The following is a 21,137-nucleotide window of genomic DNA, read 5'->3' as shown; positions in this document are numbered from 1 at the left end:
TGGCCGACGTTCGTGAATTTCCGGAGGAACCGGAGTGGATATGATGACGAAGGCGACGAATTTTAGCGGCGGGCTGCCCTCGCCCGTGCGCGTGAACAACGAAGGGCCGAAAGTGCTGCGGGCCGGCTTCATTCCGCTCGTCGACGCATCGGTGCTGATTGCGGCGGCAGAATTCGGCTTTGCGCAAAAGGAAGGCCTGACGCTCGATCTCGTCAAGGACGTCTCCTGGGCGACTGTCCGCGACCGCCTGGCATTCCGCCAGTTCGATATCGCCCACATGCTGTCGCCGATGCCAGTCGCCTCCATGCTGGGTCTCGGCTCCAATCCCTCGCCGACAATCACGCCGTTTTCTCTGGGACGCGGCGGCAACGCGATCACGCTGTCGACGCGACTTTTCGACAGGATGCGAAATGACGCGGGATTGCCGGAAACGGCAAATGCGCTCGACAATGCGCAAGCTTTGGCGAAGACACTGGCGGCGATGAAGATGCGCGGCGAGCCGCTACCGACCTTCGGGGTCACTTATCCCTTTTCCTCCCATAATTACGAATTCCGCTACTGGCTGGCGGCTGGCGGCATCGATCCCGACAGGGACGTCAAGCTCGTCGTCGTGCCGCCGCCACTGACTTCGGACGCGCTTGCAGCCGGCGCGATCGACGGTTTCTGCGTCGGCGCGCCGTGGAATATGGTCGCCTCGGAGCGCGGCCTCGGCCGCATCGTTGCCGCCAAACAGGATATCTGGCCATCGGCTCCGGAAAAGGTGATCGGCATGCGGCCGGACTGGGCGGAAAGCCATCCGGAAACCGTTTCCCGGCTGATCGTGGCGCTCGACGCCGCAGCCCGCTGGTGCGACCGGCCGGACAATCACGACACGCTGGCGGCAGCACTTGCCGATTCCCGCTATATCGCCGCCCCCGTCGAGATCATTCGCCGTGTTCTCGCCGGCGAATTCAGCCTCGATGCAAAGGGCAACCGCCGCGTCATTGCCGACTATTTCATGTTCCATTCCGGCTTCGCCAACTATCCCCGGCCAAGCCATGCTCTATGGATCTACAGCCAAATGATCCGCTGGGGACAGGCCGAGGCCAGCCTCAACAGCGCAAGGGCCGCCGCATCCGCCTATCGCCCCGATCTTTATCGCAGAGCCCTCGGCGACGACAACGCACCCGATGACGCCGATATCCGCATCGAAGGCAATGACGAAGGCGACCGCTTCATGGACGACCACGTCTTCGATCCGACGCGATTGCCGGACTATGTTGCGGGCTTCGCCGTTCGGAGCACCCTGCCCTTCGCTTCCCACAGCGATGAGACCTGATCGACAGGCCGGCCTGCACAAAACGCCAGCAATGATCTCCGTCCGCCCCACCGCAACGCACAAAAAATTTGCACGATTTTTAGTAGCCCCAAAAACGAGCAGACGACAGACTTTTAAAAATACTGTTTTTATTCAGTGCCTTGATATGAAAACACCAATCTGGCACACAGCTTGCAAGGTTATTAGCGCGCAGATCAACGACGATCAGCACAATGAGCGCGCATTAGGCGCTCGCGCAAAACAGAGACATTGCTCTTCAGATTGAAGACGTAGGTCCTACTGACATGAATTCGGCGTCCAACGACGGGCGCCACCAGCAAAGCCGCTGATCAGGATACTTCGCGCACCTCGTGTATGCGCGGCCTGGCCAGCGGCTTTTTTGTTTTAACCCCCAACAATGGATCGGCACGACCTCGTCGGGCCACGGAGAAGCCATGTCCGTCATCGAGAAAGCAGAGCCTATGTCCGCCGGCGAACCAGCCAAAGCATTGTGGATCTCCACAGCCGCCTTCACCCTCTGCTTCGCCGTCTGGACGATCTTTGCGATCATCGGCATCCGCATCAAGCAGGATCTCGGCCTGAACGAGGCGGAGTTCGGATTGCTGGTCGGCACCCCGGTCCTCACCGGCTCGCTGGTGCGCATCGTCCTCGGCATCTGGACAGGGCGTTACGGCGGCCGTCTCGTTTACACGATCACCATGCTGGCCGCCGCATTGGCGACATTCCTGCTCTCCTACGCCCAGACCTATTCGCAGATGCTGATTGCCGGTCTCGGAGTCGGGCTTGCCGGCGGCTCCTTCGCGGTCGGTGTCGCCTATGTCTCGCCCTTCTTCCCGGCGGAAAAGCAGGGAACGGCGCTCGGCATCTTCGGCGCCGGCAATGTCGGCGCGGCCGTGACCAAATTCGCCGCCCCCTTCGTCCTGCTGGCATGGGGCTGGCAGGCGGTTGCGGAGATCTGGGCCGTCTGTCTGGCGCTGATGGCAATCGTCTTCTGGTTCACCACCACCGATGACCCGGCCTTCCGTCTTCGCCGCGAGCGCGGCGTCGCCTCCAAGAGCCTGGCTCAGGAATTCGCGCCGCTGCAGAACGTTCAGGTCTGGCGTTTCTCGCTCTACTATTTCTTCGCCTTCGGAGGCTTCGTTGCCCTGTCGCTGTGGCTGCCGCGCTATCTGGTCGGCGTCTACGGCTTCAACCTGGAAACGGCCGGGATGGTTGCGGCCTGCTACTCGATCCCGGGCAGCATCTTCCGCGCCTTCGGCGGCGTGTTGTCGGACAAAAAGGGCGCACGCAGCGTCATGTATACGATGCTGGCCGTATCGGCCGTGGCCACCCTCATTCTGTCCCTGCCGGCCGCTACGATTACGCCTGCCATTTTCATCGTCGTCATCTTCGTGCTCGGCTTCTTCATGAGCCTCGGCAAGGCCGCCGTCTACAAGCACATTCCCGCCTACTATCCCGAAAGCGTCGGCGCCGTCGGTGGCATCGTCGGGATGATGGGCGGCCTTGGCGGCTTCATCTTGCCGATCGCCTTCGGCCTGCTCAAGGACATGACCGGCCTATGGTCCAGCTGTTTCCTGCTGCTCTTTGCAATCGTCGTCGCTTCTCTCATCTGGATGCACCTGTCCGTAAAGCAACTGTCGCGCCAAGGGCACTCCGCGCCCGTGGCTGCAACCTGATCTAAGGACTTGGAAATATGACCGAAAAACTTGTCATCATCGGCAATGGCATGGCGCCCGGGCGCATGTTGGAGCACCTCTTCGAACAGGCGCCCGGACGCTATGAAGTTACGATCTTCAATGCCGAGCCGCGCGTCAATTACGACCGCATCATGCTGTCGCCGGTTCTCTCCGGGGAGAAGGACTACGAGCAGATCATCATTCACGGTGACGGCTGGTACATCAAGCACGGCATCATGCTCTACAAGGGCCACAAGATCGTCAACATCGATCGCGTCGCCAAGACCGTCACCTCCGACCACGGCGTCACCGAAAGCTATGACAAGCTGGTGATCGCAACCGGTTCGGTGCCCTTCATCATCCCGGTCCCCGGCAAGGATCTGCCGGGCGTCATCACCTATCGCGATCTGGACGACGTGCAGGCGATGCTGCTTGCCGCTCAGTCGCGCGAAAAGGCTGTTGTCATCGGCGGCGGTCTGCTTGGCCTCGAAGCGGCGGCCGGTCTTGCCCAGCGAGGCATGGACGTCACCGTGCTGCACGTCATGCCGACGCTGATGGAGCGCCAGCTCGACCCCGCCGCCGGCTATCTGCTGCAGAAGGCGGTCGAAGAACGTGGCATCAAGGTCATCTGCAAGGCCAATACCAAGGCGATCGTCGGCAACGGCAGGGTCGAGGGTATCGAGCTTGACGACGGCCGCATCATCCCGGCAACGCTGGTGGTAATGGCCGTCGGCATTCGTCCGAGTGTGGGCCTGGCGAAGGACGCCGGCCTTGCGGTCAATCGCGGCATCGTCGTCGATGCCGGCATGCAGACCTCGGATGGCAATATTCTTGCGCTTGGCGAATGTGCCGAGGTGGGCGGCATGGTCTACGGCCTTGTTGCGCCGCTCTATGAAATGGCTCGGATTGCCGCAGCACATCTCTCGGGCGATCGCTCGCCGGCTTTCGTGCATGCGGATACACCGACCAAGCTCAAGGTCACCGGCATCGAACTCTATTCCCTTGGCGACTTCGCCGACGGCGACGACCGCCAGGAAATTGTGCTGCGCGATGCCAGCGCCGGCGTCTACAAGCGCCTGGTGCTGAAGGACAACAAGATCATCGGCACCGTGCTTTACGGCGAGACCGCTGACGGCGCCTGGTTCAACGACCTGAAGAAAAAAGCGACTGATATTTCGGAGATGCGCGAGACGCTGATCTTCGGACAGGCCTATCAGGGAGGGTCGCCGCTGGACCCTATGGCGGCCGTTGCAGCCTTGCCGGATGACGCGGAGATCTGTGGATGCAACGGCGTATGTAAGGGAAAGATCACCTCGACGATTTCAGGCAAAGGGCTGACGTCGCTCGACGACGTGCGGGCCCACACGAAGGCATCCGCCTCGTGCGGCTCCTGTACTGGCCTCGTCGAACAACTCATGGCGCTGACGCTCGGCGACAGCTACAACCCGGCTGCCGTGCAGCCGATGTGCACCTGCACCGAACTCGGCCATGACGACGTCCGCCGCCTGATCAAGGCGAAAGGGCTGAAGAGCATCCCCGCCGTCATGCAGGAATTGGAATGGAAGACCTCCTGCGGCTGCGCCAAATGTCGGCCGGCACTCAACTATTACCTGGTCAGCGACTGGCCGGACCAATATGCCGACGACTACCAGTCGCGTTTCATCAATGAGCGCGTCCATGCCAACATCCAGAAGGACGGCACCTACTCCGTCGTTCCGCGGATGTGGGGTGGCGTCACCAATTCGAACGAGCTGCGCGCCATCGCCGATGTCGTCGACAAATTCGAGATCCCCATGGTGAAGGTGACGGGCGGCCAGCGGATCGACCTGCTCGGTATCGAGAAGGAAGACCTGCCCGCCGTCTGGGCCGACCTCGGCAAGGCCGGTTTCGTTTCCGGCCAGGCCTATGCCAAGGGTCTGCGCACAGTGAAGACCTGCGTCGGCTCCGACTGGTGTCGCTTCGGCACCCAGGATTCCACCGGTCTCGGCATCCGCATCGAGAAATTCATGTGGGGCTCCTGGACGCCGGCCAAGCTGAAATTGGCCGTGTCCGGCTGCCCGCGCAACTGCGCCGAGGCAACCTGCAAGGATATCGGCGTGATCTGCGTCGATTCCGGTTTCGAGATCCATTTCGCCGGTGCCGCCGGTCTCGACATCAAGGGTACGGAGGTCCTTGGGCTCGTGCGGACCGAGGACGAGGCGCTGGAGCATATCGTGGCACTGACGCAAATGTACCGCGAGCAGGCCCGTTATCTCGAGCGCATTTACAAGTGGGCCAAGCGTGTTGGCCTCGAAGAAATCCGCCGGCAGATCATGGGCGATGCCGAAAAGCGCAAAGCCTATTACGAGCGCTTCGTCTTCAGCCAAAAATTTGCCCAGGTCGACCCGTGGTCGGAGCGTGTTTCCGGCAAGGACAAGCATGAGTTCAAGCCGATGGCGACGATCGGCTATCCGCAGGCTGCAGAGTAAGGAGATGGACATGAACTGGATCGCAATAGGCGACATCTCCGACATCCCGCTACGTGGGGCGCGTTGCGTAAAGACACCGCAGGGCAAAATCGCCGTCTTCCGCACCGCCGAAAACGAGGTCTTCGCCATCGAGGATCATTGCCCACACAAGGGCGGGCCGCTGTCTCAGGGCATCGTTCACGGCAAAGCCGTCACCTGCCCGCTGCACAACTGGGTGATCTCGCTGGAAACCGGCAAGGCTCTCGGTGCCGACCAGGGCGAGGTCCGGACGATACAGGTGCTGAACGAAGACGGCAGGCTGTTCATTGCCCTGGAAAGCCTGATGATGGCGGCGGAATAGATGGTAGCCGAGGTCAAGACCACCTGTCCCTATTGCGGCGTCGGCTGCGGCGTTCTCGCCACCGTCGACGAGGCAGGCTCAGTCAGCGTCAAGGGCGATCCCGAGCACCCGTCGAATTTCGGCCGGCTGTGCTCGAAGGGGTCGGCACTTGCCGAAACCATCGATCTCGATGGCCGGCTTCTCTACCCCGAAATCGCAGGCGAGCGCAGCGGTTGGGACGAGGCGCTGGATCTGGTCGCCCGGCGTTTTTCCGAAACGATCGCCGAACACGGGCCTGACTCCGTTGCCTTCTATGTCTCGGGCCAGTTGCTGACCGAGGACTATTACGTCGCCAACAAGCTGATGAAGGGTTTCATCGGCTCCGGCAATATCGATACCAATTCAAGGCTCTGCATGTCCTCCTCGGTGGCGGGGCATCGCCGCGCCTTCGGCGCCGACACGGTGCCCGGAACCTACGAGGATATCGAACTCGCCGATCTGGTGGTGCTCACCGGCTCCAACCTCGCCTGGTGTCATCCCGTCATCTACCAGCGGCTTGCCGCCGCAAAGGTGGCGCGGCCAAACATGCGCATCGTCGTCATCGATCCGCGCCGGACGATGACATGCGATATCGCCGACCTGCATCTGGCAATCCGCCCGGACGGCGACGTCGCGCTGTTCATGGGACTGCTTGCCCATCTCGCGACAAGCCCGGCAATCGACCAAAATTATATCGCTTCCCACACGGAAGATTTCGCCGACGCCTTTGCGGCTGCCGCGGCGCTTGATATCAACGATCTCCTGGAGCGGACCGGCCTGCCGGCCATGCAGATCCGGGAATTCTTCCGCCTGTTCGAGACCACGCCGAAAGTCGTGACCTGCTATAGCCAGGGCGTCAACCAATCCTCCTCCGGCACCGACAAGGTCAATGCGATTATCAACTGCCATCTGGCGACCGGCCGCATCGGCCGCCCAGGCATGGGACCGTTCTCGCTGACCGGCCAGCCGAACGCCATGGGCGGGCGCGAGGTCGGCGGTCTCGCCAATATGCTTGCCGCCCATATGGCGATCGAAAATCCGCAAGACCGGGACCGCGTGCAGCGCTTCTGGAATTCACCGGTCATCGCCGCAAAACCGGGCCTGAAGGCGGTCGACATGTTCCGCGCCGTGGCCGACGGGCGCATCAAGGCGCTCTGGATCATGGCCACCAATCCCGTCGTCTCGATGCCGGATGCCGACAGCGTCGAAAGCGCGATCGCCGCCTGTCCCTTCGTGGTCGTCTCCGACATCCTCAAAGAGACGGATACGACCCGGCACGCAGATGTGCTTCTACCCTCGCTCGGCTGGGGCGAAAAGGACGGCACCGTTACCAATTCCGAACGGCGCATTTCCAGACAACGGCCGTTTCTCGGCATATCAGGCGATGCCAAGGCCGACTGGTGGCAGCTTGCAGAGGTCGGACGCCGCATGGGATTTGCCGCCGCCTTCGACTTTAATGCACCGGCCGCAATCTTTGCCGAACATGCCGCCCTCTCCGCCTTCGAAAATAACGGCAGCCGCGATTTCGACATCGGCGCTCGTGCCGGCATAAGCGACGGCGCCTACGATGAACTATCGCCCTTTCAATGGCCGCAGGCGCCAGGGACCGCACCCGGCATCACCCGCTTCTTCGCCGAGGGCGGGTTTTTCCATGCCGACGGCAAGGCGCGCTTCATCGCGGTGAAACCGCCGGCAACCGATCGCACCAATGCCGATTTCCCCTTCACGCTGAACACCGGGCGCGTCCGCGACCACTGGCACACGATGACGCGCACAGGAAAGAGCGCGCGGCTTTCCGCCCACATCGCCGAACCCTTTGCCGAGATCCATCCGCGCGACGCCATCGAGACCGGTATATCAAGCGCCGGCCTCGTCGAGATCGACAGCCCCCATGGCAAAGCGATCGTCCGGGCGCTGGTGACCGATCGCCAGGCACGCGGCGGCATCTTTGCGCCGATGCACTGGAACGACCAGTTCGCCGCGAAAGCGCGGATCGACGCCGTGGTCGCGCCGATAACCGATCCGTTTTCCGGCCAGCCGGCGTCGAAGAACGTTGCCGTTGCCGTTCGGCCCTTCCCCGCCACCCATTATGGCTTCGCCGTCTCGGCGACAAAACCGGCGACACCTGAGGCAGCCTATTGGGCGCTGGCGAAAGCCGACGGCGGCTGGCGGCTGGAACTTGCCTTCAGAAACACTGTCGACGACTGGACGGCCTGGTGCCGCGCGGTTTTCGCCATTCCCGATGAAATCGAGCCGCTGGGTTATGCCGATCGGCAATCCGGCGACCTCAGGCTGGCCTTCTTCGATGGCGAGACCCTGCTCGCCGCGCTGTTCCTCGCCCGCGAACCGGTCGCCGTCGCCCGCAACTGGGCGATCTCGCAGCTTTCCGCCTCGCATGGCGACCTCAGGAAACGCTTTGCACTCGTCGCAGGCCGTCCCGGCGCCGGCAGGCCGGATCCGGGCGCCACCGTCTGCTCCTGCTTCAGCGTCGGGGTCAACCAGATCGCTGCCGCCGTGCACGGCGGATGCCACAGCGTCGAGACTGTCGGCAAGGAAACGAGTGCTGGTACCAATTGCGGATCCTGCCGCAGCGAAATCGGCAGCATCATCGATCGCTGTCTTGCCGCTGCCGCGGAGTGAACGGCAGGAAACGTGACGCGGCTGCTATCAGGCCGCGTTCGGGACGATGAACATCTTATGGTCGGCTGAGATACGCACCGAAATCTCGTCATAGGATGCGAGGGTCGGATGCCGCGTCTCTATCTTGTGGTGATGAGCAGCGGTGACGACCATGACATCGGCGCCGGCGGCCTCGCCGGCAACGATGCCGGCTGCGACATCCTCGAACACCAGGCAATCATGGGTGCTGACGCCGAGCCGTTCGGCGCCCAGAATATAACATTGCGGATGGGGTTTACCGACCCTCACATCCTCCGCCGTCACCATGAATTTCGGCACCGGCAAGCCTGCCGCCTCCAGCCGCCGATGGGCAAGACGCAACGGCGAGGATGTAACGATCGCCCAGCGATCCGGAGGCAGTGAACTCAGGAATGTCGCAGCACCGGGAATGGCAACGACGTCGCTGACATCGGCGATTTCGGCTTCGGTCACCAGCCTGGATTCATGTTCGGGGTCCACCCCGGGCAGGTTCAGCCGGGTGATCGTGTCAATGCCACGCGATCCGTGCATCTTCGGCAAAAAGGTGGCGACATCGAGCCCGTGACGCCTTGCCCAGTCGCTCCATGCACGCTCGGCCGCCTGGATCGAATTGAGAATGGTGCCATCCATATCGAACAGGAAGGCGGCATAAGGCTTCTCGAAGCCACGGGGCATCGGCAGGGACAAAACGTAGATCCTTTTAAGGAGGAATATCGGACGGTCGTTGCTATCGATTGATAACGGCAAATTATTGCATTTTGCAAGCTTGCGGAAAGACGACGGCCGCTCTTGAGAAGGCAAAAACCGCCTTAGAAAGCCGTGCGGGTGGCCAGTAAGCCGCAGGAGAGTCGGAGACCAATCGAGTCGTGGCAGAGGGTATCGGTGCTGGCGGCGAGCTCCCGCGCGACCGGAGTATCGGCGCGCAGCTCGGCTTGCGCGGTTGGATCGACGCGCATCGGAGTGGCGGTCCATAGCGAGGGGCGGCTGACGTCGATTGAAGAAATCCTGTCCTTCTCGCGGCCCACGGCAGAGGACGCGATCGCCATGCCGCTTGCTGTCAAGGCGAGTGCAAGGGCAATCTGGAGGCCCAAATCTGCGGCCTCGCGAGAGGAAATGAACATAGCGGCCTCATGCTGCCGGTTTTCAGCGTTTATCCAGCAATTAAGGCAGGCGGCGATGCCGATCCAGCGGCTTCGCCCGTTAAGGTTTATGCGTAACCATGCAAGGTTCGCGTAAAAGTTTTTTGGCAAATTTCGGAACAATGATTCCAGCGGGCGGTTACCCGAGGGCCACCCAAGATGAAAATCAAAGGAGGATATCCTCATGACCAAGTCCCTTATTGCCGCTTCGCTGCTTGCGATCGGCATGGCATCGTCTGCCTTTGGCCAGTCGAACCCCGACCCGATCGGGCCGACGAATGGCGGCTCGACCGATCCGAGTTCAGGTAGCTATTCATCCGATTACACCAACAGTGACAACGGCATGTATCCGGTGCGCAGCACGGCGGTTGACCCGATGACGACACAAAGCATCGGCCGTCCGCAATCAATGGAATGCCCCGGCATGCCGCAACAGATGTCCGGCGTCGACACCCGCGGCGGTCAGAGCGGCGCATCGATCAGCGACGCCTGCCGCGAGTACGACAACTAACAGGCACCCTCCGCTGACAGAAAAGGCCGGTTCACGCCGGCCTTTTTCATGTCGCGACGGCGATGCAAAGCTTGTTCTCGCGGATGAAACTTTTGATCCGGCCGTTCCGTACATTCGTAGCAGGTCGAAAAGAACACAAGCAGGAACGGCTTTATTGGCACAGGACGCGGCAAAACCGGCCATTCTCTGGTTTCGCAAGGACTTGCGCCTTGACGACAACCAGGCTCTCAATGCAGCCGATCTCTCCGGCCGGCCGGTCATCCCCCTCTATATAAACGAGCCCACGGCAGGCACCGGTCCACTGGGCGCTGCGCAAAGCTGGTGGCTGCACCATTCGCTGGAAGCGCTCGACAGGTCGTTGCGCAAGCAGCAGGGAGGACTGGTGCTTGCCAGCGGCGAGGCCCTCGAGGTGCTCTGCGCTTTGATCAGGGAGAGTGGTGCCGAAGCCGTCTTCTGGAACCGCCGCTACGATCCATCCGGAATCGCCATCGATATCCAAATCAAGCACGAACTGGAAAAGCAGGCGATCGAGGCGAGAAGCTTCGGCGGCCAGCTGCTGCACGAACCTTCCCGGCTGCTGACCGGCGCCGGCACACCCTATCGCGTCTACACGCCTTTCTGGCGGGCGCTGGAGGCCGCCGGCGAACCAGAGCGGCCGCTCGCCGCGCCTGCGAAACTAAGGCTGGCCTCGCAGCTTCTAAAATCCGAAAGGCCGGAGAGCTGGAGACTGCTGCCGACGAAGCCGAACTGGGCGAAGGGTTTTGGCGATCTCTGGACGCCGGGCGAAGAAGGTGCGCAGCAGAACCTACGTGACTTCGTCGAGGAAGCGCTCGATGGCTACAAAGAGAACCGCGACTATCCTGCGAAGCAAGCGACATCGATGCTGTCACCGCATCTGGCACTTGGCGAGATCTCCCCTGCCCGTATCTGGGATGCGACACGCGGTCTTACGAGCCAAGTGCCGGCGGCCGATATCGTGCATTTCCGCAAGGAGATCGCCTGGCGCGAATTTTCCTATCACCTGCTTTTCCATTTCCCGCAGCTTGCCTCTGAAAACTGGAACAATCGATTCGACGGCTTCGAATGGCGCAACGACGATGACGATTTCAACGCGTGGCGCCGGGGGGTGACCGGCTACCCGATCGTCGATGCCGGCATGCGCCAGCTCTGGCACCATGGCTGGATGCACAATCGCGTACGCATGATCGTCGCCTCATTCCTCATCAAGGATCTGATGGTCGACTGGCGCCGGGGCGAGGCCTGGTTTCGCGACACGCTGGTCGATGCCGATCCCGCCAACAACGCCGCAAGCTGGCAGTGGGTGGCTGGCTCAGGAGCCGATGCCTCACCGTTTTTCCGGATCTTCAATCCGGTGCTGCAGGGCCAGACCTTCGATCCGGACGGTGACTATATCAGAGCTCATGTGCCGGAGCTTCGAGAGCTCGGGGCAAAATACATCCATCGGCCGTTCGAAGCGCCAAAGAGCATGCTCGACGAGGCAGGCATCACGCTTGGCCAAACCTATCCGAAACCGATCGTCGACCACGCGCGCGCGCGCAACCGGGCGCTCGCCGCCTACAACGCCACAAAGGACGCCACATGAACGCGCACTTGCGTCCTGCTCCCCGCCGGCTGAAGATCGCCATCATCGGCTCCGGCATCTCGGGCGCCTCCGCGGCCTGGGCGCTGTGTCAGGTACACGACGTTACGCTCTACGAGAGCCAAGCGCGGGCGGGCGGCCACACGGCGACGGTCGACGTCGATTACGATGGGGTTCGGATTGCGGTCGATACCGGCTTCATCGTCTATAACGAACAGAATTACCCAAATCTGACGACGCTCTTTGCCGAGCTCGGCATCGCCACGCATGCAAGCGACATGAGCTTTTCGCTCTCACTCGACCGCGGCAGACTGGAATGGTGCGGCGGCGGGCTGTCTTCGATCTTCGCACAGAAGCGCAATCTGCTGCGGCCGTCGTTCCTGTGGATGATTCGTGAGATCCTGCGCTTCAACCGCACCTGCCTCGAAGACCGGGCGGCCGGCCATCTCGCCTCCCGTTCGATCGGCGATTATCTCGACTGGCGCGGCTTTTCGCCGGGTTTCACCAACAACTATCTCCTGCCGATGGCGGCGGCCATCTGGTCGACGCCGTCCGCCCGCATGCTGCAGTTTCCCGCCGAACATTTCGTCAATTTCTTCGACAACCACCGGCTGATCTATCGCCGGCAGCACCAGTGGCGGACGGTGACCGGCGGCAGCCGCACCTATCTCGACCGGCTGCTTCAGCCGCTCGGCGAACGGATGAAGCTTTCCTGCGGCGTGCGCAGCGTGCGCCGCTCCGCGAGCGGCATCGCGATCATTGACGATACGGGCAGCGAACACGCCTTCGACAAAGTGATCTTGGCTTGCCACAGCGACCAGGCAGCCCGCCTGCTCGTCGATGCTACCGACGGGGAAAGGAGACTGCTTGCCGCCATCCCCTATCAGCCAAACCGCGTCGTCCTGCACCGCGACGAAGCCCTTATGCCGCAGCGGCGCAAGGTCTGGGCTTCGTGGAACTATCTGCGTTCCAGCCGCGTAGATGGAAAGGCAGGCGTGGCCGTCACCTACTGGATGAACAGGCTGCAGGGCATCGACGACAATTTTCCGCTGTTCGTGACGCTCAATCCGGATCGTGAGCCGGACCCCCGCAGGGTTTTTGCGGAATTCGCCTACGAGCATCCGCAATTTTCGACCGAAGCGGTGAAGGCGCAGCAGGCGCTTGCCGCCATTCAGGGAGAGAACAATTGCCATTTCGCCGGCGCCTGGACGGGATATGGATTTCACGAGGATGGCCTCGTTTCCGGCCTGGCGGCAGCGGAGGCGATGGGCGGCATCATCCCCTGGCGGACGGTCCGAACCTGGGAACCTCAACCGGATGCAACAGCATGAGAGGACGCGGCGAAAAGCGTGGCATGGACACGGTGGCCAACGGCCCGCCACCGGATGCGGCGGCAGCACTCTATGTCGGCGACATCATGCATCAACGGATGAAACCGTTCGGCCATCGCTTCCGCTACCGCGTCTTCTCGCTGCTTGTCGATCTTGATCGGCTCGATGAGGCGGACCTGGCGTCGATGCTGTTTTCCGTCAACAGAGGCAATCTCGTGTCGTTTTACGAAAGGGACCATGCCGATGCCGGCAACACGCGACTACGCATCTATGCCGACCGGCTGCTGACCCAAGCGGGGCTCGATCGTGCCGACAGGATCCTGCTCGTCTGCTATCCCCGAATTCTCGGCTATGTCTTCAACCCGCTCTGCGTCTACCACGCCTATGATGCCGGTGGCGCACTCGTCGCGATGATCTACGAGGTGCGCAACACCTTCGGCGAGCGGCACAGCTATGTCTGTCCCGTCGGCCGCGGCGAGATGTCGGAAAGCGGGCTTCGCCAGAGCTGCGAAAAGCTCTTCCACGTCTCGCCCTTCATCGGTGTGGTGGGGCGCTATCATTTCCGCATCTTGCCGCCCGGCGCGGAAATCCGCTGGCGAATCCTCGAAACCGACAATGAAGGCCCGCTGCTTTCGGCGACGTATTCCGGGCGACAAGAGCCCTTGACCAGCGCCTCGCTGCTAAGGCTGACGGCGTACATACCTTTCCTCACCGTCAAAATCGTGGCCGGTATACATTGGGAAGCGCTGAAACTCTGGCTGAAAGGCGCGCGCTATATCAGGCGTCCGGCCCCGCCGCCTGAAGTCAGCATCCACCAGCCCTGCCCGCTTGCAGACGCGGCGGAATGACATTAGCTTTCGATGTAATGGCCGGAGGCCGCCCGAACACATCGTCACGGATGTATCGTCGCCCCTAACCGGCAAAAAATGCTGGAGGAGGAGAGATGAGTAAGGCGCAGGACTGGAATCTGCTGGCTGGTGATGCGGTGACGCTGACGGCCGAAAACATGTCCCGCATGGTGAAAGGTCTGCCCTTCAAGGCAAAGCTGGCTGTGCGCGGACTTCTGCACATGCAGCACGGTTCGCTCGCCGTTACCCTCCCCGACGGCCGCAGACTGTTGGTCGAGGGCAGGAAGGCCGGTCCAAAGGCGGCGCTCAGCCTCCACAACTGGAATCTTGCCTATCGGGCGCTGACGAGCGGCACGATCGGGGTTGCCGAAACCTATATGGACGGCGATTGGGACAGCCCCGACATCGCCGCCTTCCTTGAACTCTTCCTCGTCAACGGCGAGGCCGTCTACAGCTATGCGCATGGCAAAGGCGGCCTTGGCCGCCTCTTCGAGCGCGTCCGCCATTGGATGAACACCAATACCAGGACGGGCTCGAAGCGGAACATTTCCGCCCACTACGATCTCGGCAACGATTTCTACAAGCAATGGCTCGATCCGAGCATGACCTATTCCTCGGCACTCTATTCGACCGGGGCCAACGACCTGCAATCGGCGCAGAATGCCAAATACCGCGCGCTCGCGGAGGCGACCGGCATCGGGCCTGGGGATCACGTGCTGGAGATCGGCTGCGGCTGGGGTGGTTTTGCCGAATTCGCAGCAGGCGAGCTAAATTGCAAGGTGACCGGGCTGACGATCAGCCGCGAGCAGCTCGCTTTCGCCGAGGAGCGCATCCGCAAAGCCGGCCTCGGCGACCGCGTCGAGTTCCGTTTCCAGGACTACCGCGACGAGACCGGGCTCTATGACCGGATCGTCTCGATCGAGATGTTCGAAGCAGTCGGCGAGAAATACTGGCCATCCTATTTTTCCAAGCTCAGGCAATGCCTGAAGCCGGGCGGCAAGGCAGGCCTGCAGATCATCACCATCCAGCCAGAATCCTTCGACCAGTATCGCAGCAATCCCGACTTCATCCAGAAATATGTCTTTCCCGGCGGCATGCTGCCGACGCGCAACCATCTGGCCGAACTCGCCGGCAAGGTCGACCTGTCGCTGGACAAGGATTTCGGCTTCGGGCTCGACTATGCGCGCACGCTTGCCGAATGGCGCGAGCGCTTCTGGTCGGTCTGGGAGCGCATCCGCCCGATGGGCTTCGACGAGCGTTTCAAGCGGCTCTGGGAATTCTACCTGTTCTATTGCGAGGCCGGCTTCCGCGCCCGCAATATCGATGTGCGCCAGGTCGTGTTGTCGCGCCGGTGATCATTCCGCTAAATGCGGCGTCACCGAATGGTGACCAGTCAATGGCGGCCGCTCCCGCCAGCCGGTCACTCGGTTCACCAGCGTGAAATAAGCACCATAGGGGAGTAGGCGCGCCAGTTTCAGCATGGTGGTGAAGCGCTTCGGGAACGTGATCTCGAAGGCCCGCAATTTCAGCCCGGCGGCAATCTGCCGGGCTGCGTCTTCGGGCGACACCAAGGCCGGCATCGGAAAGGCGTTCTTCCTCGTCGCCGGCGTATCGACGAAGCCTGGGCTGACGAGCTGGATGCGGATGCCGATCTTGTCGAGATCGAATTTCAGGCTTTCGGCCATATTGATCAGTGCCGCCTTGGTGGCGCCATAGGCCGCACCCGTAGGCAGGCCGCCATAGCCAGTGACGGAGGAGACGATGGCGATCTGCCCCTGGCCTTTCGCCTTCATATGGCCGATCGCCGGCAGCAGACAGTTGACGACGCCGGAAAGATTGACGGCAAAGCTTTTTTCGAAATCGGCGCGGTTCAGGTCCTCGGCATGGACCGGCAGGTAGACGCCGGCATTGAGGATCGCCATGGCGAGCGTGCCATGCTCATATTCGATGGAGGCCATGACATGTTCCATGTCCTCGGCATCGGTGACGTCGCCGTCGAGAACCACGATACTGCCGGAAAGACCGCTGGCTTCGGCCTGCAGCTCGACCAGCTTTTCGTGACGTCTGGCGGTAACGGCGACCTTGTATCCTTCGGCCGCGAGCTTCAGCGCAAGCGCCCGGCCGATCCCGGAACTTGCCCCGGTGATCCAGACGATTCCATGTTCGGGACGGGCGATGAAATCATGCATCACATGTTCCTCCGGCTCTGCCTGACCAACACGAAAACAGGTCCGGAAGTTCGCTGCGTCTCCCGGATTTATGGCTCTATCACACCATTGTGGCTGCTTTCAGCCGATCAGGTCGCCGATCATCTGACGAAAGGATCCCGTCAGTCTGACCGGCCCGTCCGAAACGGCAAAGGCGATGCAAGGCCTGTCCTTTTCGGCGACCGGTCGGTGGTCGACCGTCTCGTCGGCGATGGAGATGTCGCCGGGGCCGAAACGGCCGCGTTCATCGTTGAAGGCGCCGTCGAGGATGAGGATGAGTTCCATGCCTTTGTGGGTATGCGCCGGCAAGGCACGGCCCGGGCGGATCCACATCAGGTTGACCTCGCAGCCGTCCATATCGAAGCAATATTCCTTGAAGCCCGGCAAGCGCTTGCGCCAGGGCACATCCTCGACCTCGCAGCCGACGAGATCGCGCAACGCTTGGGGAAACAGTACGTTTTCCGGCCGCGCTACCGCACGTGGCACAGAGACGGGAGGCGCCGAGGAAAAGATCGCCGAAAGCCGCCGGTCGCGATCGGCAATGGCAGCAACAGGCGCGCTTTCCAGGGCCTCCCCGGCCAGCAGCTCGAGGCTTTTCACCAAGCTGCGATTATCCGGCGTCATTTCGAGATGGGACCGCACCAACACGCGCGCCGGCTCGGGCAAGGAGCCGGCGACATAATGCGCCATCAATGCATCGATCGTATCGATCTGCTCGTGAATCATGCCGGTTTCGGTCACGCCCTGTTGCCGCGCTCCGTTTTCGCTTTGTCGTCATCCGTACGGGGAAAGTCAATCTTCGGATCACTCCGCGCACGGTGGGATTGTCGGCTACGCGTCATTTCAGGGGAGGAAGGCCAAATTTTACCGTGCCCGACAGAGGCGTGGAATAGCATTTCTTGCCAACTCAGCCTTGTGAAGGGAAAAGACCGTTCCTAAAGTAAGAGTTCGAATAGAGGCAGATTCCATGACCTTCCACCCTTCCGTCCTCGAAGCCATCGGCAACACGCCCCTGATCAAACTCAAGGGCGCGTCGGCGGCGACCGGCTGCACCATTCTCGGCAAGGCGGAGTTCCTGAACCCCGGCCAGTCGGTGAAGGATCGCGCCGCGCTCTTTATCATCCGCGACGCAGAGCGGAAGGGCCTGCTTCGGCCCGGCGGCGTGATCGTTGAAGGCACGGCCGGCAACACGGGTATCGGGCTGACGCTGGTCGCCAAGGCGCTCGGCTACCGCACCGTTATCGTCATCCCAGAAACGCAGAGCCAGGAAAAGAAGGACGCTCTGAAACTGCTCGGCGCCGAACTCGTCGAGGTGCCCGCCGTTCCCTACAGGAACCCTAACAACTACGTGAAGGTTTCCGGCCGGCTCGCCGAGCAGTTGGCGAAGACCGAACCGAACGGGGCGATCTGGGCAAACCAGTTCGACAACGTCGCCAACCGGCAGGCGCATATCGAAACGACCGCTCCAGAGATCTGGAACGATACCGACGGCAAGATCGACGGCTTCATCTGCTCGGTCGGTTCCGGCGGCACGCTGGCAGGTGTCGCTACCGGCCTCAAGGCTTTCAAGGCAGACGTCAAGATCGGCATTGCCGATCCCGATGGCGCCGCTCTCTATGAATTCTACCAGAACGGCGCGCTGAAATCCGAGGGCTCCTCGATCACCGAGGGCATCGGACAGGGCCGCATCACTGCCAATCTCGAAGGCTTCACCCCCGATTTTTCCTATCGGGTGTCCGATGCAGAAGCGCTTCCCTATCTTTTTGATCTCGTCGAAAACGAGGGCCTGTGCCTTGGCGGCTCGACGGCGATCAACATTGCCGGCGCGGTCAATCTCGCCCGGGATCTAGGCCCCGGCCACACCGTGGTGACGATCCTCTGCGATTACGGCAACCGCTATCAGTCAAAGCTCTTCAACCCGGACTTCCTGACGTCGAAGGGGCTGCCCGTTCCAAGCTGGATGGCCGCGTCACCCGATATAAACGTTCCCTACGAGCCCGCGTGAGATCCCATGCCCGTCAATGCCCTCTATCGTGACGACTTCTATCTTTCGACATGCGAGGCGGTCGTCACCGCCGTTCACGAAGATGGGGGCATCGAACTGGACCAGACCTGCTTCTATGCGACATCCGGCGGCCAGCCGGGTGATACAGGCGAGCTTGAACGCGCCGACGGCACCAAGATCGCCCTTGGCCAGACGAAGCACGGTCCGAGCAAGGATATCGTCATCCACGTGCCACTTGAAAACGAGCCGAAGCCCGTGGTCGGCGAGACGCTGGTGCTGCACCTCGACTGGCTGCGCCGCTACAGGCTGATGCGCATGCACACGGCCTGCCATCTGCTCTCAGTCGTCTGCTCCTTTCCGATCACCGGGGCTGCCGTCGGCGAGGAGGAAAGCCGCGTCGACTTCGACATGACCGAGACGATCGACAAAGACGAAGTCACGGCCAAGCTGATGGAACTGGTCGGTCAGAACCATCCGGTCACCCTGCAATGGATCACCGACGAAGAGCTTGCGGCCAATCCTGATATCGTCAAATCGAAGAATGTCCGCCCGCCGATGGGGCTCGGCCGCGTCAGCCTCGTCTGCATCGGCGAGAACTCGTCGATTGACAGCCAGCCCTGCGGCGGCACACATGTTTCCGAGACTCAGGAAGTCGGGCAGATCCACATCGCCAAGATCGAGAAGAAGGGCAAAGAGAACCGGCGCTTCCGCATCCGCTTCGGCACGCCCGGCGACGAAGCCTGACCATCAAGGGAGACCACAATGAGTGAGACCAAGAGCCGTTTCGTCGTGTCGGCCGACTGGCTGCAGGCGGAACTCGGGAAGCCGGACCTGCGCGTGCTGGACGCCTCCTTCTATCTGCCGGCGCAGAAACGCGATGCCGATGCCGAATATGCGGCCGGTCATGTTCCCGGTGCCATCCGCTTCGACCAGGACAAGATCGCCGACCACTCGACGTCGCTGCCGCACACGATCCCCTCGCCTGACTATTTCGCCGCCGAAGTCGGCCGGCTCGGCATCAGCGAAAACGATCGGATCGTCGTCTATGACGGCATTGGCCTGTTCGCCTCGCCGCGCGTCTGGTGGCTGTTCCGGGTGATGGGCGCGAAGAACGTCTTCGTGCTCGACGGCGGTCTCGACGGCTGGAGGGCCGAAGGCCGTCCGCTCGAAAGCACCGCACCCAACTATGCGCCAGCGAGTTTCACACCTGACTTCGACGAGAGCCGGGTGGTGACGCTCGATAGGATGCGTGATATCGTCTCGAGCGGTGCGATGCAGATTGCCGATGCCCGCAGCGCCGGCCGCTTCGCTGCTGCCGAGCCCGAGCCGCGCGCCGGCATGCGCTCCGGCCATATGCCGGGCGCCCGCAGCCTGCCCTCCGGTGCCTTCGCGAACCAGGGCCGGTTCAAGTCGCTGCCCGAACTGCGCCAGACCATCGAGGATGCCGGCATCGATCTTTCCAAGCCTGTCGTCACCTCCTGCGGCTCAGGCATCACCGCAGCAATCATCACGCTGGCGCTGGAATCGCTCGGCCATCACGACAACAAACTTTACGACGGCTCGTGGAGCGAATGGGGCAGCCGTGACGATACGCCTATCGTCACCGGCCCGCCGACGCCGGTCAAAGCCTGATCGCCATGGGGAAAACACCCGCGTCGCTCAAAGCGCATATCACCCGGCTGGAAATGACGGCGCCGCCGAAGGCGAGCATGCCGGTGCCCGTCAATATCCAGACGGCGATCATGCGCGCTCCCGAGATCCCCTTGCCCTTTTACCGCTATCTGTACCGGCAGGTCGGCGCGCGCTGGCAATGGGTGGACCGGTTGCGCATGAGCGACGAGCAGCTTGCCGAGACGTTGAACGACGAGCGCAACAATATCAGCGTCCTCTACGTCAACGGCGCGCCCGCCGGCTTCTACGAATATTTCTGCGAGGACGAAGATACGATCGAGCTCAGCCATTTCGGCCTGATCGAACACGCGCTCGGCCTCGGCATCGGCAAATGGTTCCTGCTGCAGGCGCTATACGCCATCTGGTCGCTCAATCCGAAGCGGGTCACCACCACAACAAACAACCTCGACCACCCGCGCGCACTGCAGCTCTACCAGATGTACGGCTTCTCCCCGGTCTCGACCGGCACCGGTATCGTCCGGCCGCTCAGCGACAAGGAGCTGCTGGAGATGGCGCGGAAAAGCTGACTGTTTGGTTTACCTTCCTGTGCCTGTCACAGGAATCCAGACACGGCGCGTCTGCGCCGGGAATGAAGCAATCCCACAAAGGAAAGCGTCTATCGCGCCCAAGGACTTGGGCGCACTGGAATCCTGTGACGAGCATAGGAATGAGGGAAGAGAGGTGGAAACTTCTCTTCAAACGTCGATGAATTGGCATGTCTGGCATCAAGTACGAGATTGTCCGCGGCGATCTCGACAAGCAATAGCACCCGCAAGAAACGGGTGGCTTGGGCGATGGTCCGGGTGCAATTTCATGGCGATCACAAGGAGATTTGCCGTGACCGCCATTCGTTTTGCCGCCATGCCGACCACTGACGCTGAACATCTCTGGAGCGGTGGCCGCGACGCATATGACAACCTGCCTGAGACGGTGGTTTCCGACGGTGACGGCAACCCTTGCCGCCACTGCCTGGGGAATATCGAAGAAGGCGAGGAGTTTCTGGTTTTCGCCTACCGGCCGTTCCCGGAGCTGCAGCCCTATGCCGAAACCGGGCCGATTTTCCTCCACAAGCAGCCCTGCCGACGCTACGCCGCCGAGGAGATCCAGCCGCCAATGTTGACGATGAGCCCCGACTTCATCGTCCGCGGCTATAGCAAGAACGACCGCATCGTCTATGGCACCGGCGCAGTGACTGATATCGCCAATATTCCGGCCTACGGCGAAAAGCTGCTGGCGCGGCCCGACATAGCCTATGTGCACGTGCGCTCGGCGCGCAACAACTGCTTCCAATGCCGGATCGACAAGGTAAAGACGCCGGTTCTTGCAGAGACCAGCGCCTAACCTATA

Annotated in this window: 19 protein-coding genes; 15 read left to right on the top strand and 4 right to left on the bottom strand. The window is 61.7% G+C overall.

Going from position 1 to position 21,137, the window contains the following annotated elements:
- Window positions 1-34 precede the first annotated feature (34 nt).
- From HJB84_RS15620 to HJB84_RS15600, 5 genes are all read left to right on the top strand, one after another.
- Window positions 35-1,318 carry a CmpA/NrtA family ABC transporter substrate-binding protein gene (locus tag HJB84_RS15620; protein WP_221116307.1) on the top strand — a complete coding sequence of 428 codons (1,284 nt, stop codon included), beginning with the start codon at window positions 35-37 and terminating at the stop codon, window positions 1,316-1,318.
- A 434-nt stretch (window positions 1,319-1,752) separates the two neighbouring features.
- Complete coding sequence (locus tag HJB84_RS15615; RefSeq protein WP_207583935.1) at window positions 1,753-2,994, top strand: nitrate/nitrite transporter; 1,242 nt, start codon at window positions 1,753-1,755, stop codon at window positions 2,992-2,994.
- A gap of 17 nt (window positions 2,995-3,011) precedes the next feature.
- On the top strand, window positions 3,012-5,462 hold the full coding sequence (gene nirB, locus HJB84_RS15610; RefSeq protein WP_207583934.1) for a nitrite reductase large subunit NirB: 2,451 nt from the start codon (window positions 3,012-3,014) through the stop codon (window positions 5,460-5,462).
- Between the two features lie 4 nt (window positions 5,463-5,466).
- Window positions 5,467-5,802, top strand: coding sequence for a nitrite reductase small subunit NirD (nirD, locus tag HJB84_RS15605; protein WP_207583933.1), 336 nt, complete (start codon window positions 5,467-5,469; stop codon window positions 5,800-5,802).
- Complete coding sequence (locus HJB84_RS15600) at window positions 5,803-8,460, top strand: nitrate reductase (protein ID WP_221116306.1); 2,658 nt, start codon at window positions 5,803-5,805, stop codon at window positions 8,458-8,460.
- 27 nt (window positions 8,461-8,487) lie between these two features.
- On the opposite strand, the gene HJB84_RS15595 is transcribed toward HJB84_RS15600, so the two are convergent.
- Window positions 8,488-9,165: an HAD family hydrolase gene (locus HJB84_RS15595; protein ID WP_221116305.1), complete on the bottom strand. Its 678-nt coding sequence runs from the start codon at window positions 9,163-9,165 to the stop codon at window positions 8,488-8,490.
- Between the two features lie 122 nt (window positions 9,166-9,287).
- Window positions 9,288-9,599 (bottom strand): hypothetical protein, encoded by a 312-nt coding sequence (locus tag HJB84_RS15590; RefSeq protein WP_207584297.1) that lies wholly within the window; start codon window positions 9,597-9,599, stop codon window positions 9,288-9,290.
- A gap of 202 nt (window positions 9,600-9,801) precedes the next feature.
- Here HJB84_RS15590 and HJB84_RS15585 point away from each other — a divergent pair, with 202 nt between their 5' ends.
- The 5 genes from HJB84_RS15585 to HJB84_RS15565 all read left to right on the top strand — a co-directional run bounded on the left by HJB84_RS15585 (window position 9,802) and on the right by HJB84_RS15565 (window position 15,262).
- Window positions 9,802-10,128 (top strand): hypothetical protein, encoded by a 327-nt coding sequence (locus HJB84_RS15585; protein ID WP_221116304.1) that lies wholly within the window; start codon window positions 9,802-9,804, stop codon window positions 10,126-10,128.
- A gap of 154 nt (window positions 10,129-10,282) precedes the next feature.
- Window positions 10,283-11,731: a deoxyribodipyrimidine photo-lyase gene (locus HJB84_RS15580; protein ID WP_221116303.1), complete on the top strand. Its 1,449-nt coding sequence runs from the start codon at window positions 10,283-10,285 to the stop codon at window positions 11,729-11,731.
- The gene (locus HJB84_RS15575; RefSeq protein ID WP_207583928.1) at window positions 11,728-13,059 is read left to right on the top strand and encodes an NAD(P)/FAD-dependent oxidoreductase; all 1,332 of its coding nucleotides are present in this window, start codon (window positions 11,728-11,730) and stop codon (window positions 13,057-13,059) included. Before HJB84_RS15580 ends, HJB84_RS15575 begins: the two co-directional genes overlap by 4 nt.
- Window positions 13,056-13,907, top strand: coding sequence for a DUF1365 domain-containing protein (locus tag HJB84_RS15570; RefSeq protein ID WP_207583927.1), 852 nt, complete (start codon window positions 13,056-13,058; stop codon window positions 13,905-13,907). Before HJB84_RS15575 ends, HJB84_RS15570 begins: the two co-directional genes overlap by 4 nt.
- Window positions 13,908-14,002: 95 nt before the next feature.
- Window positions 14,003-15,262, top strand: coding sequence for a cyclopropane-fatty-acyl-phospholipid synthase family protein (locus HJB84_RS15565; RefSeq protein WP_221116302.1), 1,260 nt, complete (start codon window positions 14,003-14,005; stop codon window positions 15,260-15,262).
- On the opposite strand, the gene HJB84_RS15560 is transcribed toward HJB84_RS15565, so the two are convergent.
- A complete protein-coding gene (locus HJB84_RS15560) occupies window positions 15,263-16,096 on the bottom strand; it encodes an SDR family NAD(P)-dependent oxidoreductase (protein ID WP_221116301.1) in 834 nt (277 codons plus the stop codon).
- A gap of 99 nt (window positions 16,097-16,195) precedes the next feature.
- Complete coding sequence (locus tag HJB84_RS15555) at window positions 16,196-16,855, bottom strand: ChrR family anti-sigma-E factor (protein ID WP_221116300.1); 660 nt, start codon at window positions 16,853-16,855, stop codon at window positions 16,196-16,198.
- A 226-nt stretch (window positions 16,856-17,081) separates the two neighbouring features.
- Between HJB84_RS15555 and HJB84_RS15550 the strand changes: the two genes are divergently transcribed.
- From HJB84_RS15550 to HJB84_RS15530, 5 genes are all read left to right on the top strand, one after another.
- Window positions 17,082-18,119 (top strand): cysteine synthase A, encoded by a 1,038-nt coding sequence (locus HJB84_RS15550; RefSeq protein WP_221116299.1) that lies wholly within the window; start codon window positions 17,082-17,084, stop codon window positions 18,117-18,119.
- A 6-nt stretch (window positions 18,120-18,125) separates the two neighbouring features.
- Entirely contained in the window at window positions 18,126-18,863 is a 738-nt protein-coding gene (locus tag HJB84_RS15545; RefSeq protein ID WP_207583922.1) for an alanyl-tRNA editing protein, read from the top strand.
- 18 nt (window positions 18,864-18,881) lie between these two features.
- Window positions 18,882-19,751: a 3-mercaptopyruvate sulfurtransferase gene (gene sseA / locus HJB84_RS15540; protein ID WP_207583921.1), complete on the top strand. Its 870-nt coding sequence runs from the start codon at window positions 18,882-18,884 to the stop codon at window positions 19,749-19,751.
- Window positions 19,752-19,756: 5 nt separating this feature from the next.
- Window positions 19,757-20,317 (top strand): GNAT family N-acetyltransferase, encoded by a 561-nt coding sequence (locus HJB84_RS15535; RefSeq protein ID WP_221116298.1) that lies wholly within the window; start codon window positions 19,757-19,759, stop codon window positions 20,315-20,317.
- Between the two features lie 310 nt (window positions 20,318-20,627).
- Window positions 20,628-21,131, top strand: a complete 504-nt coding sequence (locus tag HJB84_RS15530; protein WP_221116297.1) for a DUF1203 domain-containing protein — start codon at window positions 20,628-20,630, stop codon at window positions 21,129-21,131.
- The last annotated feature ends 6 nt before the right edge of the window (window positions 21,132-21,137 follow it).

It is taken from the genome of Rhizobium sp. NZLR1b (assembly GCF_019685155.1).
Lineage (GTDB): Bacteria > Pseudomonadota > Alphaproteobacteria > Rhizobiales > Rhizobiaceae > Rhizobium.
The sequence above is the reverse complement of the archived record's forward strand: the minus strand, read 5'-3'. Positions and strand labels throughout refer to the sequence as shown.